The 18869-nt window shown below is 53.2% G+C and carries 16 protein-coding genes; 8 read left to right on the plus strand and 8 right to left on the minus strand.

What is annotated here, in order from left to right:
• Window position 1 precedes the first annotated feature (1 nt).
• Window positions 2-2239, plus strand: a complete 2238-nt coding sequence (locus ACYVI1_RS09220; protein WP_460909124.1) for a molybdopterin-dependent oxidoreductase — start codon at window positions 2-4, stop codon at window positions 2237-2239.
• A 75-nt stretch (window positions 2240-2314) separates the two neighbouring features.
• Here the strand turns inward: ACYVI1_RS09220 and menD are convergent, their stop codons facing one another.
• Complete coding sequence (menD, locus tag ACYVI1_RS09225) at window positions 2315-4054, minus strand: 2-succinyl-5-enolpyruvyl-6-hydroxy-3-cyclohexene-1-carboxylic-acid synthase (RefSeq protein ID WP_460909126.1); 1740 nt, start codon at window positions 4052-4054, stop codon at window positions 2315-2317.
• A 199-nt stretch (window positions 4055-4253) separates the two neighbouring features.
• Between menD and ACYVI1_RS09230 the strand changes: the two genes are divergently transcribed.
• From ACYVI1_RS09230 to trmB, 3 genes are read left to right on the plus strand one after another with little or no spacing between them, the layout of a single operon-like run.
• Entirely contained in the window at window positions 4254-5225 is a 972-nt protein-coding gene (locus tag ACYVI1_RS09230; RefSeq protein WP_460909129.1) for a hypothetical protein, read from the plus strand.
• Window positions 5225-6529: a bifunctional folylpolyglutamate synthase/dihydrofolate synthase gene (locus tag ACYVI1_RS09235; RefSeq protein WP_460909131.1), complete on the plus strand. Its 1305-nt coding sequence runs from the start codon at window positions 5225-5227 to the stop codon at window positions 6527-6529. The genes ACYVI1_RS09230 and ACYVI1_RS09235 overlap by 1 nt, the downstream gene beginning before the upstream one ends.
• 2 nt (window positions 6530-6531) lie before the next feature.
• Window positions 6532-7194: a tRNA (guanosine(46)-N7)-methyltransferase TrmB gene (gene trmB, locus ACYVI1_RS09240; RefSeq protein ID WP_460909133.1), complete on the plus strand. Its 663-nt coding sequence runs from the start codon at window positions 6532-6534 to the stop codon at window positions 7192-7194.
• A 92-nt stretch (window positions 7195-7286) separates the two neighbouring features.
• Here the strand turns inward: trmB and gap are convergent, their stop codons facing one another.
• Window positions 7287-8279, minus strand: a complete 993-nt coding sequence (gene gap, locus ACYVI1_RS09245) for a type I glyceraldehyde-3-phosphate dehydrogenase (RefSeq protein ID WP_460909134.1) — start codon at window positions 8277-8279, stop codon at window positions 7287-7289.
• Window positions 8280-9353: 1074 nt separating this feature from the next.
• On the opposite strand from gap, the gene ACYVI1_RS09250 reads away from it, so the two are divergent.
• Together ACYVI1_RS09250 and ACYVI1_RS09255 are read left to right on the plus strand one after the other, a co-directional pair.
• On the plus strand, window positions 9354-10169 hold the full coding sequence (locus tag ACYVI1_RS09250) for a 2,3,4,5-tetrahydropyridine-2,6-dicarboxylate N-succinyltransferase (RefSeq protein WP_460909137.1): 816 nt from the start codon (window positions 9354-9356) through the stop codon (window positions 10167-10169).
• Window positions 10170-10392: 223 nt separating this feature from the next.
• Window positions 10393-10893: a helix-turn-helix transcriptional regulator gene (locus tag ACYVI1_RS09255; protein WP_460909138.1), complete on the plus strand. Its 501-nt coding sequence runs from the start codon at window positions 10393-10395 to the stop codon at window positions 10891-10893.
• A 380-nt stretch (window positions 10894-11273) separates the two neighbouring features.
• On the opposite strand, the gene ACYVI1_RS09260 is transcribed toward ACYVI1_RS09255, so the two are convergent.
• From ACYVI1_RS09260 to ACYVI1_RS09275, 4 genes are all read right to left on the minus strand, one after another.
• Window positions 11274-12725, minus strand: a complete 1452-nt coding sequence (locus ACYVI1_RS09260; RefSeq protein ID WP_460909140.1) for a tetratricopeptide repeat protein — start codon at window positions 12723-12725, stop codon at window positions 11274-11276.
• 142 nt (window positions 12726-12867) lie between these two features.
• Window positions 12868-15390: a DNA gyrase subunit A gene (gyrA, locus tag ACYVI1_RS09265; RefSeq protein ID WP_460909142.1), complete on the minus strand. Its 2523-nt coding sequence runs from the start codon at window positions 15388-15390 to the stop codon at window positions 12868-12870.
• Window positions 15391-15617: 227 nt separating this feature from the next.
• Complete coding sequence (locus ACYVI1_RS09270) at window positions 15618-15782, minus strand: antitoxin Xre/MbcA/ParS toxin-binding domain-containing protein (RefSeq protein WP_460909491.1); 165 nt, start codon at window positions 15780-15782, stop codon at window positions 15618-15620.
• Window positions 15783-15986, minus strand: coding sequence for an antitoxin Xre-like helix-turn-helix domain-containing protein (locus ACYVI1_RS09275; protein WP_460909143.1), 204 nt, complete (start codon window positions 15984-15986; stop codon window positions 15783-15785).
• A gap of 125 nt (window positions 15987-16111) precedes the next feature.
• On the opposite strand from ACYVI1_RS09275, the gene ACYVI1_RS09280 reads away from it, so the two are divergent.
• Window positions 16112-16690 (plus strand): DUF4142 domain-containing protein, encoded by a 579-nt coding sequence (locus ACYVI1_RS09280; protein WP_460909145.1) that lies wholly within the window; start codon window positions 16112-16114, stop codon window positions 16688-16690.
• A 30-nt stretch (window positions 16691-16720) separates the two neighbouring features.
• A complete protein-coding gene (locus tag ACYVI1_RS09285; RefSeq protein WP_460909147.1) occupies window positions 16721-16930 on the plus strand; it encodes a hypothetical protein in 210 nt (69 codons plus the stop codon).
• Here the strand turns inward: ACYVI1_RS09285 and hemF are convergent, their stop codons facing one another.
• Both hemF and ACYVI1_RS09295 read right to left on the minus strand, forming a co-directional pair.
• On the minus strand, window positions 16931-17890 hold the full coding sequence (gene hemF / locus ACYVI1_RS09290; protein ID WP_460909150.1) for an oxygen-dependent coproporphyrinogen oxidase: 960 nt from the start codon (window positions 17888-17890) through the stop codon (window positions 16931-16933).
• Between the two features lie 21 nt (window positions 17891-17911).
• Complete coding sequence (locus tag ACYVI1_RS09295; RefSeq protein ID WP_460909153.1) at window positions 17912-18538, minus strand: AlbA family DNA-binding domain-containing protein; 627 nt, start codon at window positions 18536-18538, stop codon at window positions 17912-17914.
• Window positions 18539-18869: the final 331 nt, after the last annotated feature.

An 18869-nucleotide genomic window follows, 5' to 3' on the forward strand; every position in this document is an offset into this window, starting at 1 on the left:
GATGAACACCCAAACGCATTACCGCGCCTGTAACCTCTGCGAAGCCATTTGCGGACTCGAAATCACCTACCAGACCGAACCTGAGTCGGGCGGACCCAGGTTCGGCGTGGATTCGCCCAGCCCTAACCAGGTCATCAGCATCACGGGCGATAAAAACGACCCCTTTAGCCGGGGGCACATCTGCCCCAAGGCTGTCGCGCTCAAAGACATTTACGAAGACCCCAACCGGCTCAGGCGCCCGCTCAAACGAACGGCCACGGGCTGGGCCGAAATCGGCTGGGAGCAGGCGGTTGACGAAGTAGCCGCCCGCCTGCGGCAGATTCGGGCCGAACACGGGCCCCATGCCATCGGGGTCTACGCGGGCAACCCCTCGGTGCATAACTCCGGCACCCTGCTGACGCTGCCCGGTCTGGTCAAAGCCATCGGCACCCGAATGATGTTTTCGGCCTCGTCGGTCGATCAGTTCCCGCATCACTTTGCGGCCTGGCAACTCTTCGGCCATCCCATGCTGATGCCCGTTCCCGACCTTGACCGCACCGACTACTGGCTTATCATCGGCGGCAATCCCATTGCCTCCAACGGCAGCATCATGACCGCCCCCGACGTGGCCAACCGCCTGCGGGCCATTCAGCAGCGGGGCGGCAAGGTGGTTGTGATTGACCCGCGCCGAACCGAAACCGCCAAAAAAGCCGACGAGCATCACTTCATTCGCCCCGGTACGGATGTGTTTCTGCTGCTGGCGATGGTCCAGACGCTGTTTGCTGAGTCGCTGGTTCGGCTGGGGCGGTTAGCGGACTGCCTCGACGGGGTTGAACTCCTGCGGGCGGCCGTCGCCGACTTCACCCCTGAACGGGTAGCTCCCCTGACGGGATTGTCGGCCGACCGAATCCGCCAGCTTACCCGCCAACTCGCCACGACCGGCCGGGCGGTCTGTTACGGCCGGGTTGGGGTGTCGACGCAGGCCTTTGGGGGGCTATGCCTGTGGCTCATCAACGGCATCAACCTGCTCACCGGGCACCTCGACGAACCGGGCGGGATGATGTTTGCCACCCCGGCCGTGGACGTGCTGGGCGGGTTTGGGAGCAAACCGAAACCCTACCGCCGGTACGACCGGTTCCGGAGCCGGGTCAGCCACCGGCCGGAGTTCATGGGCGAACTGCCCGTTTCGTGCTTAGCCGAAGAGATAAGGAGTGAGGGCACCGGGGCGGCTGGCGAAACGGGCCGGATTCGGGCGATGGTAACGAGTTGCGGCAACCCGGTGTTGTCGACGCCCAATGGACGCCAGTTGGAGGAGGGCCTGGCGCAACTCGACGTTATGGTGTCGATTGATATTTTCCTCAACGAAACCACCCGCCACGCCCACTACATTCTTCCCCCCGCCACGGGTCTTGAAACGGCCCACTATGACCTGACCTTTCACGCCCTGGCCATCCGAAACACGGCCCGCTATTCGGAACCCCTGTTTGCCAAAGATGCCGGTGCCCGCTACGACTGGGAAATCCTTGAGGAGTTGCGCCTGCGGCTGGAAACGGACGACTATGATGCGGCCAACGGTGGCCAACCCCAGGACCCCGCTCAGAGACTTGACCGGGGACTGCGCTACGGACCCTACGGCCAACCCGGTCCGGCCCGCCCCGGCCTGTCGCTGGAAACCTTGCGGGCGCATCCGCACGGCATCGATCTGGGGCCACTGCAGTCGCAGCTGCCCGACCGACTCCTTACTGAAAATGGGCGCATCAACCTGGCAACCACTCCCTTTCTGGACGACCTCACCCGGGCCCAGGCGGTACTCAGGGCTACCCCATCCGTCCAAACGCAGGCGTCCGGGCCCGACGGGGGCGATTCGTTTCTGCTGATTAGCCGCCGGCACCTGCGCGACAACAATTCGTGGATGCACAACACCCGGCGATTGGTCAAAGGGCCTACTCGCTGTACCCTGCAAGTCAATGCGGCCGATGCCCGCCGGTTGGGCATCACCACCGGACAGCCGGTTCGGGTACGGTCGCGGGTTGGCGCGGTGGAACTGCCTGCCGAGGTGACGCCGGACCTGATGCCGGGGGTGGTGTGTATGCCCCACGGCTACGGGCACAACCGACCCGGTATTCGCTTAGACATCGCCAGGCAACATGCCGGCGTAAGCATCAATGACCTGACGGATGAAACCCTGGTGGATGAACTGACGGGGAACGCGGCCCTGTCGGGGGTGCCGGTCTGGCTTGAGGTTCGCTCAGTCCGCTAACGGTCCGCTGGATGGGGAAGTAGAACAGATGAACCCCAACCGACCGCAGGGGATAACTATAACTATCGTTTAGTACTAAGAAAATGGCCTCAGACTTGCCCGGTAGGTATCGAACTGGGTCTGGTTGGCGTACTTATCCGTCGACAGTTCAAGCAGTTTCGCCTGATGGCCGGGGCTGAAGAAGTCGGGGAGGAGCAACCTCAGGTGGTCGGCCGAAGCCGCTGCCTGGTAGCCAACCTGGGCATCGAGGGCCGTGTTTTTAGCCGTGTAGCCGTGGGGGGTTTCAAAATAGGTTTCCAGTTCGGGCTGGCGGCTGGGGCCGTCGATCAGCCGGAAAATATGCCCGCTATCGTTGTTCAGCAGCACAATGCGGAGGTTAGGCGGCACCGGCGCTGACCACAGGGCGTTTCGGTCATAGAAAAACGCGACATCACCGATGAGTACCGTCACCAGCTCGCTGGTCATCAGAGCGGCCCCTACGGCGGTGCTCAAACAGCCGTCGATGCCGCTCACCCCCCGGTTGGCCCAAACGCGGATGTGCTGGCGCTCCGACAAGCCGCAGAGATTGGCATACCGGACCGGCATGCTGTTGGCCAGGTGAAGATCCGAGTTTTCGGGCAGGTGTTCCAGCACCGTCTGAACCGCCCACCAGTCGGTGAGGGGCTGGTGGGGTTGGGTCAGGGTTTTGTCCACGAGTCGGGCGGCCCGTCGGTCAGCCGATTGCCAGCGGGTCAGGAAATCGTGGGCCTCATCGTCCTCCCCGCCCTGCAAAAAACGCCCGTAATCGAGATCAGCAAATAGTTTTTCCAGAAACGGCAGGGGTTGGGCAGGAATCAGGGTGGTCAGGCTCTGGAACGGATCGGTCAGGCGGTCAGCGCTGGGCTGAATATGCCAGTGGCGGTGTGGGGAGTAGGTCCGCAGAAAGGTTTTCAGGGTTCGGGTCAGGAACGAGTTGCCAACGGTAAGGAGTAAATCTGGGCGGAGTTCGCTGGCTGTATCGTCGGTCATGCCAGCCAGGAGCGTATCGGTATGGGTAATAAACAGGTCATTGACGGGCAGATTACTGATAATCTCGCCGATGACCGGAATGCCCAGCTCTTCACTTATTTTTTGCAGCACTGCCACCAGCGCCGGGTTGTGGGGGAGTTGCCCCACGGCAATCAGTATCCGTTCGCTGCGTTCCCATTCGCCCAGTAGGGTGTGCCAGGTGTCGGGTGCGAGCGCAGGCTGACTCGCCAGCACGTCAATCACCCGCACCGGACCATAGGCGAACGATTCTTCCGCCGTTGGGTAAAACGGTTCCCGGAGCGGCACATTCAGATGAACCGGCCCCGGCGGAGCTGCCTGACTCAACTGAACCGCTTCATTGACCGACCGCTGGATAAACCAGCGGGCATCGGCATGGGCGTAATCGGCGGGTAAATCGTAACTGCGTTTGACGTGCGGCCCGAAGACCCCCACCTGATTCATTGTCTGCCCATCCTGCTGATGCAGCCATTCGTGGGGGCGGTCGGCGGTCAACAGCAGGAGAGGGACCTGTTGAAAATACGCTTCGACCACGGCCGGGGCTAAGTTATAGACCGCGCTGCCGGAGGTACAGATAACCGCCACCGGTGTCTGGCTCTGCTGCGCCATTCCCAGCGCGACGAAGCCCGCCGAGCGTTCGTCGGCCAGCACCCGTACCCGCAGGTGCGGGTGCCGGGCAACGGCCAGGGTAAGCGGAGCCGAGCGCGAACCGGGACAAACGACCACATCGGTAATGCCTTTTTGGTACAGCAATTCGGCAAGGTTGACAATTGGCTGGAGAACGGGCATTTTACAACGAGTGAACGAGTGAACGAGCGCAACTGGAGCGGGGTACAAACATAAGCCCAATTTGACCGGGGCCGACGGTCGGATGAACAGGATTTTTCACTTATATCCTGTTCATCCGGTAATCCTGTCCAAAATCCGATACCTCTGTCTAACCAATTTTCTGTTACTTTACGTTATAGTAGCAAAAACAAGACCCTCCATGAACCGAATTACCTTCGACAACGAGGACGAAATCCGGATGAAATCCTTAGCCGGGGCCGTTCTCATCAACGGGCTGCTGCTGGCCATCCTGCTGTTGGTACACTTCACGCAAACCATGCCAAACCCCCCGCCCATTCAGTTTGTGGAGGTTAATTTTGGCACCGATACGCGGGGGAGTGGCCGGATTCAGACCTATAACAAAGCCTCAGATTCGCCCAGCCCGGAGGAGGTGAAAGCCGCCGACAAGCGACCCAACCGAACCGTCGGACCGCCAAAAACAACCACCACTCCCCGTCTCGAAAAGACCCGCGCGACGCCAAGCCCGAACGTTGAGGAGGCTAAACCCGCGAAAACCAACCCGGAAAAACCCATCATCACCAGCAAAGCCGAAAGCCCCGTTACCACCCCCGAACGGCCCGAACCCAAACGGGCTGAAACAAAGGCAACGGTCCCGGCGGAACGGCCGGCGCCCGTTGCGCCACCCAAAAAAGTGGAAACGGTGAACAATGACGCGCTCTTCAAGAAATCATCGGGGGGCGGTGGGGCCAACGGTACTGTTGGGAAAGCGGCTGGCACGGGCGAATCCACGCGGGGCGGCAACAACAACGGCGACGATGCCAGCGGGGTAGGCGACAAAGGAAATCCGAACGGTAAGATAAACGCCAAAGAGTTCTACGGTACCCCCGGCGGAGCGCCAACGGGGGTTGCCTTCGACGTCTCGGGCTGGTCGCTGGCCGGTAAACCCAGTGTCGATGACGACTCGGACGAAACGGGCAAGATTGTGTTCCAGATTAAAGTGGATGGGAGCGGAGACATCATCAATGTCCGTCAGCTACAAAGTACGGTTAGCCCGTCGGTGAGCGAGGTGTATCGGAAAGCCGTTCAGCGGCTGCGGCTGCGGCCCAAAGGAGGGGCAACGCCCCCCACCGCGACCGGCACGATTACGTTTATCCTAAAAGCAAAAGATTAATGCAGTACCCGGAAGCGCTCGACTACCTCTACAGTCGGCTCCCCGTTTTTCACCGGATTGGCCCCAAAGCCCTGAAACCCGGCTTAGGCAATACCCTCGCTTTGTGCGAAGCGCTGGGCAATCCCCACCGGCAGTTTCGCAGCATTCACGTGGCCGGCACGAATGGCAAGGGCAGCACCTCGCATATGCTGGCGGCCATCTACCAGTCGGCGGGGTACCGGGTGGGGCTGTATACCTCGCCCCATCTGAAATCCTTTACCGAGCGCATCCGGCTGAATGGACAGCCCATAGCCGAGGAGGACGTCGCCCGCTTTGTCGACCAGAATCAAACCCTCATTGAGACCATCGAGCCGTCTTTTTTCGAGGTTACCGTGGCGATGGCGTTTGCTTATTTCGCCCGGCAATCTGTCGACGTGGCCCTTATCGAAGTCGGGCTGGGGGGCCGATTAGACTCCACCAATGTCATTACCCCGGCCATCTCGGTCATTACCAACATCGGATACGACCATACCGATATCCTGGGGGATACACTGGCGCAGATTGCCACCGAGAAAGCGGGTATTATTAAAGCGGGGGTGCCGGTCATCATCAGCGAAACTCATTTTGAAACCGAGTTGGTCTTTCGCCAAACCGCCCACGCGCTAAACGCGCCCATTTTGTTTGCCGACACACACTACTCGGTTCAGGATAAGGGGGTCGTGGCGGGGAAGCGTCAGGTAGCGGTGGCGCCTGTTACCGTGGGAGCGGTGGCGGACGCAACCCCGGTCTATATCGAACTGGATTTACCCGGAACCTACCAACTCCAGAACCTGCCGGGTGTGCTGGCAACGGTGACGGAGTTACAGTCGGTATGGCCCGTTCCGCTGGAAGCAACCCAGCGTGGTTTAGCGAATGTTACGGCCCTGACGGGCCTAAAAGGGCGCTTTCAGACGTTGCGGGAACAGCCCGCCGTTATTGCTGATACGGCTCACAACCAGCCTGGTTTAGCCGCTCTGGTTGACTCCCTGCAAACCCTGTCGTACCAAACCTTACGAATTGTGCTGGGGTTAGTTGCCGATAAAGACCGCACGCGTGTGCTGGCTGTTCTACCCCAACATGCCCGGTATTATTTTTGCCAGGCCCAGACGCCCCGTTCCTTGCCAGCGCTTGACCTACAGGCCGAAGCGGCCCACACGGGCCGGGTGGGTGAGGTGTTCAGGGATGTGAACCAGGCTCTTGCTGCTGCACTGAAACAAGCTTCTCCCGACGATTTAGTACTCATCACCGGCAGCAATTACATCATTGCCGAACTAACCGATTTATAATTGTGACGCGTCGAAAAACACACCGCTTTCTGCAAAACGCCGAAAGCCAGAATGTCATTGAAGTGGGTAAACCCCTCTACAAACTCATTCGTGGGCAGTGGCGAAGGGACTATTTTGGGAACCAGAACCCCATCGTGCTCGAATTGGCCTGTGGGAAAGGCGAATATACCGTTGGCCTGGCTCAGGCATTTCCTGACACAAACTTCATTGGTATCGACATCAAAGGCGACCGGATTGCCCGTGGGTCGCAGGCGGCTCAAACGCTGGGGTTAACCAATGTCGCGTTTCTGCGAACGGATATTAATTTCCTGACCGAGTTTTTCGTAGCAGGCGAGGTGAATGAAATCTGGCTTACGTTTCCTGACCCGCAACCCCGCCCAAAGCAGGCGAAGCATCGCCTGACCCATCCCCGATTCCTGGCTATCTACGACCAGTTGCTTAGTTCCGGCGGCACCTTACACCTGAAGACCGACAGCCCTGACTTATTTGCGTATAGTTTGGCGCAGGTGCGGGCAGGTACGTACTACGATTTACAATTTACAAATGATCTGTATAACTCACCGCTGTCAACAAGCCACTTCGGTATTAAAACAAAATACGAACAATTATTTTTTGATAAAGGATTTACAATTAACTATTTACAATGCAAAACGGGTGCGATTTGATTTATCGCACCCGTTTACAATAATACACAAAAAATATATAATCAAATGTAAATTAACAATGTAATTAGATAATTTCCTTTGGAATTACATTGTTAAAAAAGCTTTGCAATCAGGTCAGCGACCCGGCTTGAATACCCATATTCATTATCGTACCAGCCAACAACTTTGGCCAGCGTACCATTAACGGCAGTCAATTGGGAGTCAAAAATGCAGGAGTGGGGATTACCCACGATGTCAATGGATACAATTGGGTCAACGCAATACTCCAACAAGCCCGCAAGAGTTGTTTCCGACGCCTGTTTCATGGCGTTATTAATTTCGTCAACCGTAGTTTCCCGCTTCAGGACAACCGTTAAATCGGTGAGTGACCCATCGGGCGTGGGTACACGGAGCGCATTGCCATCCAACTTTCCTTTCAACTGGGGGAGTACCAGACCAACGGCTTTAGCCGCCCCTGTTGAGGTGGGCACAATCGATAAGGCAGCCGCCCGCGCTCGGCGTAAATCGGAATGGGGCGCATCCTGAAGATTTTGATCGGCAGTGTAGGCGTGTATGGTTGTCATATAGCCTTTTTCGATACCAAACACATCGTCCAATACTTTGGCCATTGGAGCCAGGCAGTTGGTGGTGCAGGAAGCGTTTGAGATAATTGTTTCGCTGCCCGTCAGCGTGTCATCATTTACGCCCAGAACGACAGTCGGAATATTCCCTTTTGCCGGAGCCGAGATCACTACTTTTTTCGCCCCAGCCTGAAGGTGCATACCAGCACCAGCTTCATCAACAAACCGCCCGGTTGATTCCAGGACAACATCAACCTGTAACTGTTTCCAGGGAAGATTCTTAGGATCGCGCTCAGCGTAGGCATTTATCCGAATGCCGTTCACCGTCAGGCTTTCGTTATCAGCCATAACTTGGCCTGCGAATTTTCCATGAACGGAATCATATTTTAGCAGGTGCGCCAGCGTCGCATTGTCTGTTAAGTCGTTGATGGCGACTATTTCTATATTTTCTTTTTCAAGGAGTCGTCTGAACGATAACCGTCCAATACGACCAAACCCATTAATGGCAACGCGTATTTTTTCCATGTACAGAGAAAATTGATTTGTTTTCGGGGCCAAATATACTGATTAAATAAGCTATTTATAAGCACATTCCTTTTACTACTTACTACGAACCAGGACTTTAGTATTTAAGGTATGTAAAAAATTAGTAATTTGTAGCAATTGAATCAATATTTAGCAATTAAGGGCTATTTTGCTAAGTAATATTAGTATATTTAGCCTATTTTACTAATTTTTATAGCATTTTTCATACATATTACTACTAATTGCTACACTAAATCAGTAAAATACTAAAACCTTCCAGTCTGTTACTAATAGACTGGATAAGCAATAGGGTAGTGGTTCTAAGTAGTGATGGCTTTAACTTAAAAGGGAGTAGGAGAGTCATAAACCCATAGTTTAGCAATAAATAATACGTCTCGAACAATTGACGGCTTTACTCAAGATAGGGGCAGTGATACTATTTTTATACCTACGCTCTCAATTAGTCATTTACGTTTCATTACTGCTTAGGAACGTCAATAAACGTTGTTAAGGCCAGGGCGCAGTTAAAGATGATGCTCTTGCGCCACAGGGGCGGCAAAGTCTCTTAGTAGCTCCATACAGATAGACCCAGTTCCTATATTAGTGAGTACAGCGTCCTTCAAGACCTGCTTCCCATTTATAATTGGTTTATCCAGGTATAGTCACAAAGATTCCAGGAGGCAGAGCTAATCAACATTGGGCAGCGGGCTGCTTTTCTTTAGATAATTAAGGGCTATACAACCCATTCCTCATGCCTATCCTCATGCAATTGGATCAAGTACCTGCCAGGATCCCACCAGGAACACACATTCCAAATTGATTGCGATAAGCCTCCTCTAATGAATGGGTTTTCAGAGTTATAAGCTATGAAGCAACCTAAAGCCTTCTTACTCAGTTATAAAATAATTTGACCGCTTATATTTCAACTATACATGTCTTGTTAGTACCTTTGATAAGGCAAAAAACGTTGACACTATACTATTGATGTACAACAATATAATATTTTGTCTAAAAAATTAATTAACTGATTATCAAGAAATTACATCATTATCTATAAATCTTTACTTTATCTTTATGACCAACCAAATTGAGCTTATCTGGGCCAACCGTGACTTATTAGCCAATCCTGAATCCATCCAGTTGATTAAAGACGTAATTAATAAATTAGATAAGGGGGAACTGCGCGTGGCCACGCCCCCCACGTCTGATTCAGATGAATGGACGGTTAACGAGTGGGTCAAGAAAGCGATTCTGCTTTACTTCATCAGTCAGCAAATGAAGTCTGAGGAGGTAGGAATATTCTCCTTTAATGACAAGATCCCACTAAAAACAAATTTTGCCGAAGCTGGCGTGCGGGCCGTACCACCAGCCGTAGCACGGTTCGGTTCGTATCAGGCACCCGGTGTAATTCTGATGCCCTCCTACGTCAACATTGGTGCGTATGTGGATGAACGCACGATGGTCGATACCTGGGCGACGGTAGGGAGTTGTGCTCAGATTGGGAAAGATGTTCACCTCAGCGGGGGCGTTGGAATAGGCGGGGTGCTGGAACCGCCACAGGCGGCACCGGTCATTATCGAAGACGGCGCTTTCATTGGCTCACGCTGCATTGTCGTTGAAGGAGCACGTATTGGAAAACGAGCCGTGCTGGGCGCAGGGGTTACTATTACCGGCTCATCAAAGATTATCGACGTAACGGGTGCTAAACCCGTAGACTATAAGGGATTCGTTCCTGCTAATTCGGTCGTTATTCCAGGCAGTTATGCTAAACAGTTTCCGGCGGGCGAATACCATGTTCCCTGTGCGATTATTATCGGCCAGCGCAAATCATCAACTGATTTGAAAACCTCGCTAAACGAGGCACTACGCGAAAACAATGTTACAATATAAGTTTGTATAAAATCGATACATAAGTTAAGATTAAATTTACATAATCAAATGTTTACAATGTATTTATAAGTTAATAAACTGAAGGCATGTTAACCAACATACACACAACTGTGTATGTTGGTTTTTTTGTAAATTACTTAAAGTACGACCCTAATCAATACCATTTTACATCTATATTTGTAAATAATGTGCGTCTTAAGTCTTCAACAACGGTCTATACAGTATGACTATAAATGACAAAATTAAACAGATTCTGATCGACAAGAACCTGACTCCCTCGTATTTCGCCGATGAAATTGGTGTGCAGCGATCCAGTATTTCGCATATTCTATCCGGGCGGAATCGCCCAAGTTTCGATATTATCCAGAAAATAATTCGCCGTTTTCCAGAACTTGGCTATGAATGGATTATGGAAGAAGAGAATTCATCGAGCGGTCAATTTTTTTCGCCAGGCTATGCCAACCGGGGAGCCGGTCGCCCGGTAGCTGATCGGGGCGACCGCTCACTGCCTGGCCAGCCGTCGATACCTTATCCACCACAGCCAGCAACCATCCGCAGCCAGCGCCACGAGATTCCACCCACGGCGTTGTTACCCGCCAGTTCGGTTGATATGGGTGCACCGACGACTGAGTCAGCCTTGGGGTCAATAGCTGACAGGAGGGTTGAACGAATTCTGATTTTTTACTCCGACGGGTCATTTCGGGAATACACGCCAGCCACTTGACAACGAAATAAGGGGTAAACCCCTGGCGGGACCGGGCTGACAGCCGGAGGTGCACTGGCGCAATTAGCGTGCTATAAACCCGCTGCGTTGGCAGGCTTTCCTGGCCGTAACGTTGTTTCTCCCGTAGCCTTGTTATTCCAGGTTAGGTCGCCACTAATTGCCGTAAAAACCGCCTTCCGGTTGCCATTGAGGGCATTTCACCTTAAGTAGTGCTTAACTTCCTGTAAAGCAAGCCTTTAGTGTTCCACGTGGATACGTTATCTATACCCGCGTTGACAGCCTGCGGGTCACCCTGGAATTTTGTTGTATAATTTATATTATGTTAAGTAGAGGGTTCGTAAATAAGGCCGGCACCCGCAGGCACCGGCCCTGTCTATACTCTATTTGCTATCGACGCAAACGACTTTCTTCTCTTCATACTGCTTTAAAATATTTTGCAGATTCGTCAGGTTGTCATTGACGTCAGCCTCATCTTTTATCGACTTGGCTTTGGTGAAATACGGCAGCGCCTGCTTAAACTTACCACAGACTTTACCCTCAATCTCCTTGCCTTTCGCCTGGTATTCTTTCACGTCCATGTTGGACAACTGCTTATTCAACTCGGCACCTTCGTTGTAATAATACACGCCTAAGTTAAAGTTGACATCGTAATTGTTCGGATCCACCGCCAGCGCCTTGACATAATAATCCTTTGCCATGGTCATCTGCTCCATCTGCTTCTGCCGCAAATCAACCAGTTTCTTCTCGGCATCGGCTGCACCCGACGCATTCGAGGATGCTTCTTTCACCGAAGCATCCAGTTTGGCAATTTCAGCTTTCTGCTCAGTCGCTCGTTTCTGGACATCGGCTAACTGACGCTTTAAATCGGCATTTTTCGGTTGCTTCTTCATTGACGCACTCAGCCGGGAGGCTTCACCGGTATAGGTCTCCAGGAGCGCTTTGGCATCAGCCAGTTGTTTGGTTGCTGTTCCCCCTTTCCTGGCTTCAACTTCCAGTTTGCGAATTTCTTCTTTCATCTTGCTGGCCGTATTGTCATAAACAATGCCCAGATTGACGATGTTCTGGACATTACTCGGGTCTTTCTCAATCATCTGCTTCATGCTCGCAATGGCGTCATCCATCCGGTTGCTGGTGAGCATGATGTTGATTTTTTCGTTGGCTAAATCTTTATTCGCCGGGGCCAGGGCAATGCCTTTGTCTAAGGCAGCCAGGGCCTTATCGAGTTCGTTATCACTCCGATACAGCATGGCTAACGATCCATAAATGGCGGCATCTTTACCCCCACCGGCGATGTATTTCTCCAACTGGGTTTTAGCCGTTGCGTTATCTTTGATCTGCTGGGCAGCAATGGCCGTATACAACGGGGCCAGTGTGTCTTTTGGGTTGATATCACCCGCCATCGACATTGACTTGATGGCTTCAGCGTAATTTTTATTCTGAAACTTAGCGACCCCCTGCTGCATAAACGCACCATACATGGCCTGGCCTTTCAAAGCCTCCTCGGCTTCTTTCGCCAATTTGCCTGGACCGCCTTTTTTATCCTTGTCGAGTTCCATTACTTTTTTGAACGCGTCATACGCCGTTGTGGCTGCCGTTGAATCAACCCGAATGTACTGGGCGGCTATCGTTTGATACGTTTTAGCCCGCTCCAGCCAGGTACTGGCTTTGGCAGCCGCTTTCGCATCCGTAATATCCTTGTCGCTTTTCTCTTTGTCCTTCTTAGCGGCATCCATAGCGGCAGCATCTAATGTGGTAGCCGCTCCTCCCTGATTCTGGGCATGTACACCTACAGATAGACAACATGCCAGGAGAACTAAAAAAACTTGTTTCATGTGTAAAATGGGGTTGTGTTTATATTCAATAACGAAAGTACGGAATCTGTCGGTATAAGCATGACAGATGGTAAATTGTTTGAGCCGCCCGCGCTGATTGTTCATCAGCACAGACGGCTCAACCCGCCTTCTTTTTTCTAACTTATTCACCGACGACGTCCACCTCGACGGGGGTCCCCTCCTCCCCTTCTTCCTGCTTTATTTTCGTTACCGACGAGATTTCGTCACCATCGCGCAGGCTAATCAACCGAACGCCCTGCGTGTTGCGGCCAATGATGCTGATAGCATCCACCGGCGTTCGAATGGCAATTCCTGATTTATTGATAATCATCAAGTCATCGTTATCGGCCACGTCGAGCACCGCCACTAAGCGGCCTACTTTTTCCGTCACCTTCAGCGTACCAACGCCTTTCGCCCCCCGGTTTGTAATCCGGTAGCCGTCAATCTCCGAGCGTTTGCCGTAGCCATTGCGGGAAACGACCAATAGCTGGGTTTCCGGCGAGGCAATACACACCATGCCAACAACGTGATCGGTGGGGTCCTCGTCATCGAGCGAGATGCCCCGAACGCCACCCGCCGTGCGTCCCATTGGCCGCACGCGGCTTTCGTGGAAACGAACGGCTTTACCCGCACTCGAAGCAATGATGATTTCATTGTCGCCATTGGTCATGCAAACGCCAATGAGCTGGTCCTCCTCATCAATCGTGATGGCGATGATGCCGTTCTGACGCGGGCGCGAGTAGGCTTCCAGCATGGTCTTTTTAATGGTGCCCTTCCGCGTACACATCACAATGTAATTATTGTTGATGTAGTCCTCGTTTTTGAGATCACTCACATTAATCACCGCCCGAACCTTATCGTCCGATTCAATATTGATAAAGTTGGCCAATGGCCGCCCTTTCGAGGTACGGGAGCCTTCGGGCAGTTCATAGACCGGCAACCAGTAGAGCCGCCCCTTCTGGGTAAAGGCCAGCAGCATGTTGTGCATGGTGGCCGTGAACAGGTGCTCGGTAAAGTCTTCGTCCTTCGTTGCCACGGCCTTCGCCCCGACTCCCCCCCGGCTCTGCGAGCGGTACTCGGTGGTGGGGGTTCGTTTAATATAGCCTTCGTGCGAGATGGTAATGACCATGTCCTCATCGGCAATCAGCGACAGGTCGCTGATGTTTCCGTCACCCAGCGGGTTGATTTCCGTCCGGCGCGGGTCGCCGTAGCGGGCGCGAATGTCGGTCAGTTCTTCTTTAATAATCTGCCGTTTGCGTACTTCACTGGCCAGTATCTCTCGATAGTCCGTGATTTCGCGCATCAATTCGTCAAATTCCGCCTGGAGTTTATCCCGCTCCAGCCCCGTCAGGCGCTGCAGCCGCATCTCCAGAATGGCTTTTGCCTGAAGGTCGCTCAGGGAAAACTGCGCCATCAGGCCCGTGCGGGCAACTTCGGGGTCGCGCGAGGAACGAATCAGGTTAATAACCGCGTCGATGTTATCGAGGGCGATCAATAAGCCTTCTAAAATGTGCGCCCGTTTTTCGGCTTCGCGCAGTTCGTACTGCGTCCGGCGGGTCACTACCTCGAAGCGGTGCTCGACGTAGTACTTCATCATGTCTTTCAGATTCAGCACCATAGGCCGCCCCTTCACTAAGGCCACGTTGTTGATGCTGAACGACGACTGCAGGGCCGTGTGTTTATAAAGGTTATTGAGGACCACATTCGGGATGGCATCTCTCCGCAGGTCATACACCACCCGAAGCCCGTCGCGGTCGGATTCATCCCGGAAAGCCGAAATTCCCGACAGGGCATCAATCTTTTTCTCGTTGATGATCTCAGCCGTTTTTTCGAGCATCATCGCTTTATTGACCATGTACGGCACGTCCGTCACGATGATCTGGGTTTTGCCCTTGTTTTCTTCGATGGTGGCGTGTGCCCGCATCACCACCCGTCCGCGACCCGTCATGAAGGCCGACTTCACGCCCTCCATACCATAGATGGTAGCGCCCGTCGGAAAGTCAGGGGCTTTCACGTAGTGCATCAACTCCTCGATGGTGATGTCACTATTGTCTAAGTAGGCCATGATGCCATCTACCACTTCGGTCAGGTTATGGGGGGCCATGTTGGTGGCCATGCCCACCGCAATGCCCGATGAACCATTGAGCAGCAGGTTGGGCAGTTTACCCGGCATCACCGTAGGTTCCTGGAGCGAGTCATCGAAGTTGGGCTGAAAGTCAACCGTTTCTTTATAGATGTCATTGAGGAGTTCATCGGCAATGCGCTTCAGCCGTGCTTCGGTATAGCGCATGGCCGCGGGCGAATCCCCGTCGATGGAGCCGAAGTTCCCCTGGCCGTCGACGAGTGGATACCGCAGGGACCAGTCCTGGGCCATCCGCACCATGGTATCATAGACGGACGAGTCGCCGTGGGGGTGGTATTTACCCAGTACTTCCCCAACAATACGGGCTGATTTCTTATGGGGTTTGTTGTAACTGACACCCAGTTCAGCCATGCCAAACAAGACCCGCCGGTGAACCGGCTTGAGGCCGTCACGAACATCGGGCAGGGCGCGCGAGATGATGACCGACATTGAATAGTCAATGTAGGCGCCCCGCATTTCGTCCTCAATGTTGATGGGAATAATGTTACTGGGTGCTTCGAGGTCGGGATTTTCTTCCGCCATGTTATAAAAGGAGTTTCGCAGAAAATTACTATTCCGGTTCACACAATTGCTGTAAACCGCTCTATAGACAAATATACAAATTTTTCGGGACAAAACAGAACAATCCCGTAAAAACAGGTCAGAATGGCTGATATTGCGCTGAAACGCAGCCCGCCAAAACCTAAAAAAAACAGACGAAGCGCAATCGGTATCATCTACCTGAAATACAATTCTATTTCAAGTAAAACTTACTGATAAACGGGCGTGTACACGGCAACATCATCAATACCGCCCAATGTGTGGAGCAGGTTGAATGGAATCTGGTTTCCCAACCCGTAGGCGGGTTCATCCATCCATCGCCGGAAGGCGTCGGCAGCGCCAAACCCAGACTCGCCCGTTTGAAAGAGGGCGATTCAGTTACGTACTTTCTCGCTGTCCTGCGGGTTAAGTTTCCGTTGCTTCCGCTCGTACCGCTGCAATGTTTTTAGCGACCTGTCGAACACGCCGGCGAGTTGTTCGCGTTTGCACCCAGTCTGGTCGTCAATTTCGAAGAATCGGGTGGCCAAAATACCTTTCAGGGCCAAAAAAACAAGCGCTGTACGGTCTGATAAACGCATTGCTATAGACACGAATTTTGTCTGGTAAAAATAAAATTCCGTCCAACAAGTCCATAGACTAATTTCTGCTAACCAAATGGCTCTTATTCCGTTTACCACTTTGTTCACCAATTAACAACGATGTTATGAAAAAGCTAAGCCTTTTCGTCTTACTGACCATTGGCGCCCTGAGTTTTCAGGCCTGTGGCGATAAAAAGAAGGAAAATACGGACAGTGTTGAAAATGCCGAAGAAAGTAATGAGGCCAAAGAAGAGGCTGGCACGGGTCAGACGGAGGACACCAACGAGTTTGCGGTGAAAGCCGCTAACGGCGGCATGCTGGAGGTTGAATTAGGCCGGATGGCGCAGGAAAAAGCCGCCAGTAAGGATGTAAAGGAGTTTGGCGCCATGATGGTGATGGATCACACGAAGGCAAACGACGAAATGAAAGCCTTAGCCGTCAGTAAACACATTACCCTGCCAACCGCCCTGGGCGAGGAAGAGCAAAAACACGTTAACGATATGGCTAAGCTATCGGGGGCCGACTTTGATAAGAAATACGTCAGCATGATGGTCGATGACCACAAAAAGGACATTGATTTGTTTACCAAAGCCGCTGAAGATGCTAAAACGGACGCCGATGTAAAGGCCTTTGCCGTCAAAACGCTGCCAACCCTGCAAAAGCACATGGAACGCATCACTGCCATGGATGAAAAAATCAAGTAGACTCACCCCCCATTCACCAAGCCTAATCTCATGGCCGATACCCCCACTGGATTCCAGCCCGGCGACCAGGTTGCCCTGCTCGATGGCAGTTCGCCGATGACCGTAAAAGCCGTTAAAAACAACGGTTGGACTGTTACCTGTGTGAGCAGTAGTGAGGACAATCCCAGCGAGCAGGACTACGACGCGACCAAACTCACCAAACTGCACAGTGGCGAACAAACGGGCGCCAAAGCGCAGTAGCTATACCCACGCTATGCCCTTCCGAAGCAGGCGCAAGGTTTGCTCTTCAGGGCTGCCGGGCTGGGGCCGGAAATCGTAGGTCCAGTTGGCCTGGGGGGGCATACTCATCAGGATGGATTCGGTGCGGCCATTGGTTTCCAGCCCAAATTTGGTGCCCCGGTCCCACACTAAGTTGAACTCGACATACCGTCCCCGGCGCAGCAGTTGCCAGCTTTTTTCCCGCTCGCCAAACGGCAGGTCTCGGTTTTTGTGCATAAAGTGGGTGTAGATCGGCGCGAATGCGCTGCCTACCCCCTGCACAAACGCAAACAAGTCGGCTTTGCTGACCGCTCCGGCACCGGCGGGCCCGCCGGTGCCGGCATCCGTCGGTTTGAGGTAGTCGAAGAAAATACCCCCGATGCCCCGCGTTTCCTGCCGATGGGGAATAAAAAAATAATCGTCGGCCCAGGGCTTAAACCTCGGATAGTAGGTCGGATGGTGGCGGTCGCATACGGTTTTAAGGTGGTGATGAAACCAACGGGCGTCATCGTCGACCACATAATGGGGGGTTAAATCAATGCCGCCACCGAACCAGTTGTGGCCGGTACTCAGCTCGAAATACCGGACGTTCATGTGAATAATGGGCACCATGGGGTTGAGCGGATGCAGCACAATGGAAACCCCCGTGGCGTAAAAAGTTGGGGGGGAGCCAGCCTGCTGACCCGTCAGGTTTAACGAACGCAGGGTGGCGTCGGTGGCGTCGCCGTGTACCGCCGAGAAACCAACGCCCCCTTTTTCAATAACGGACCCGCCGGTGAGGGTGCGCGAGCGACCTCCGCCCCCACCCGGCCGCTCCCAGACATCTTCCCGAAACGAGGCAGCGCCATCGGCCTCTTCGAGCGACCGGCAGATTTGGTCCTGCAGTTGCCGGAAATACGCTGCGATACTTTCTTTGGTGATCACCTGGTCCGAACGTGTCATGCGGGCAAAGATACGACAGGATTATTCAGCCAGTTTAAGTGCATACCGCACGGGCCGGGGTTTATCAATCAGGACAAGCAGCCCCCGCCCGGCAAACTGGCGGAGAAGTTTGCCCGCCCGGTAGGCAGACATGTTACTGAGTTTGGCGAACTTATCGGCGGTGATGTCGTCGTTCTTCCGCAAATACTGAATCAGGGTTCGCGCCACCGGCGATTTGACTAACTCAGCATCAGCCATATCCGGCGTGCTGATGAGTTTATTTGTCGGCACCGACTTATCCTTCGCCCGCACGTAAATCGTGCGCTTACCGGCGTCATCGACCACATAATGGGGTTTCTCATCACTTTCCGGCACACTGACGACGAGCACCAGACGACCGTCGGGCGAGAGTGTTTCATAGCTGATGGTCAGGGTTGGCTGCAGGTACTGGTCGGTTGCTTCTTCAAGTTTACCCATCTCGCGAAACTCCGACGATACGCCCACAATCCGGCCATCGTCGGCAACGCCAATAAGCAGGGTTCCGCCCGAGGTATTGGCAAAAGCGGCCAGGGTTCGGGCGATGCGGTAAGCCACCGAAATCGATCGCTTAAACTCCAGCCGGGTATGTTCACCCTGTCGAATGAGGTCGTTAAGTTGGTCGCGGGTCATAGAAGAGACAACCGGGCGGGCGCATTCGTTTTTTCAAGACCAAAAACCGCATCCATCCGCAAGACGATACGACTAAATCAGTGACGCACACCTCCCCGTTAGAAAGCAGGTTCACCTTATATTGATCGAATTTAACGGCATGTATTTTAGTTGATAGCGAATAGCTTTACCGGTTGGTTCCGTAACGGTGGTCGCAGTATGGCTACCGAATACTAATAAAAATGATCGTACCCACTGCCAGTTAATACCGGATTGATTATAAAAAAAGCGGACTGTTTATCCGCTTTTTTTATCAGATCCTGTTGCTATACTATTGATCCTATACGGCGTA

The sequence above is a fragment of the Spirosoma areae genome (assembly GCF_054781775.1).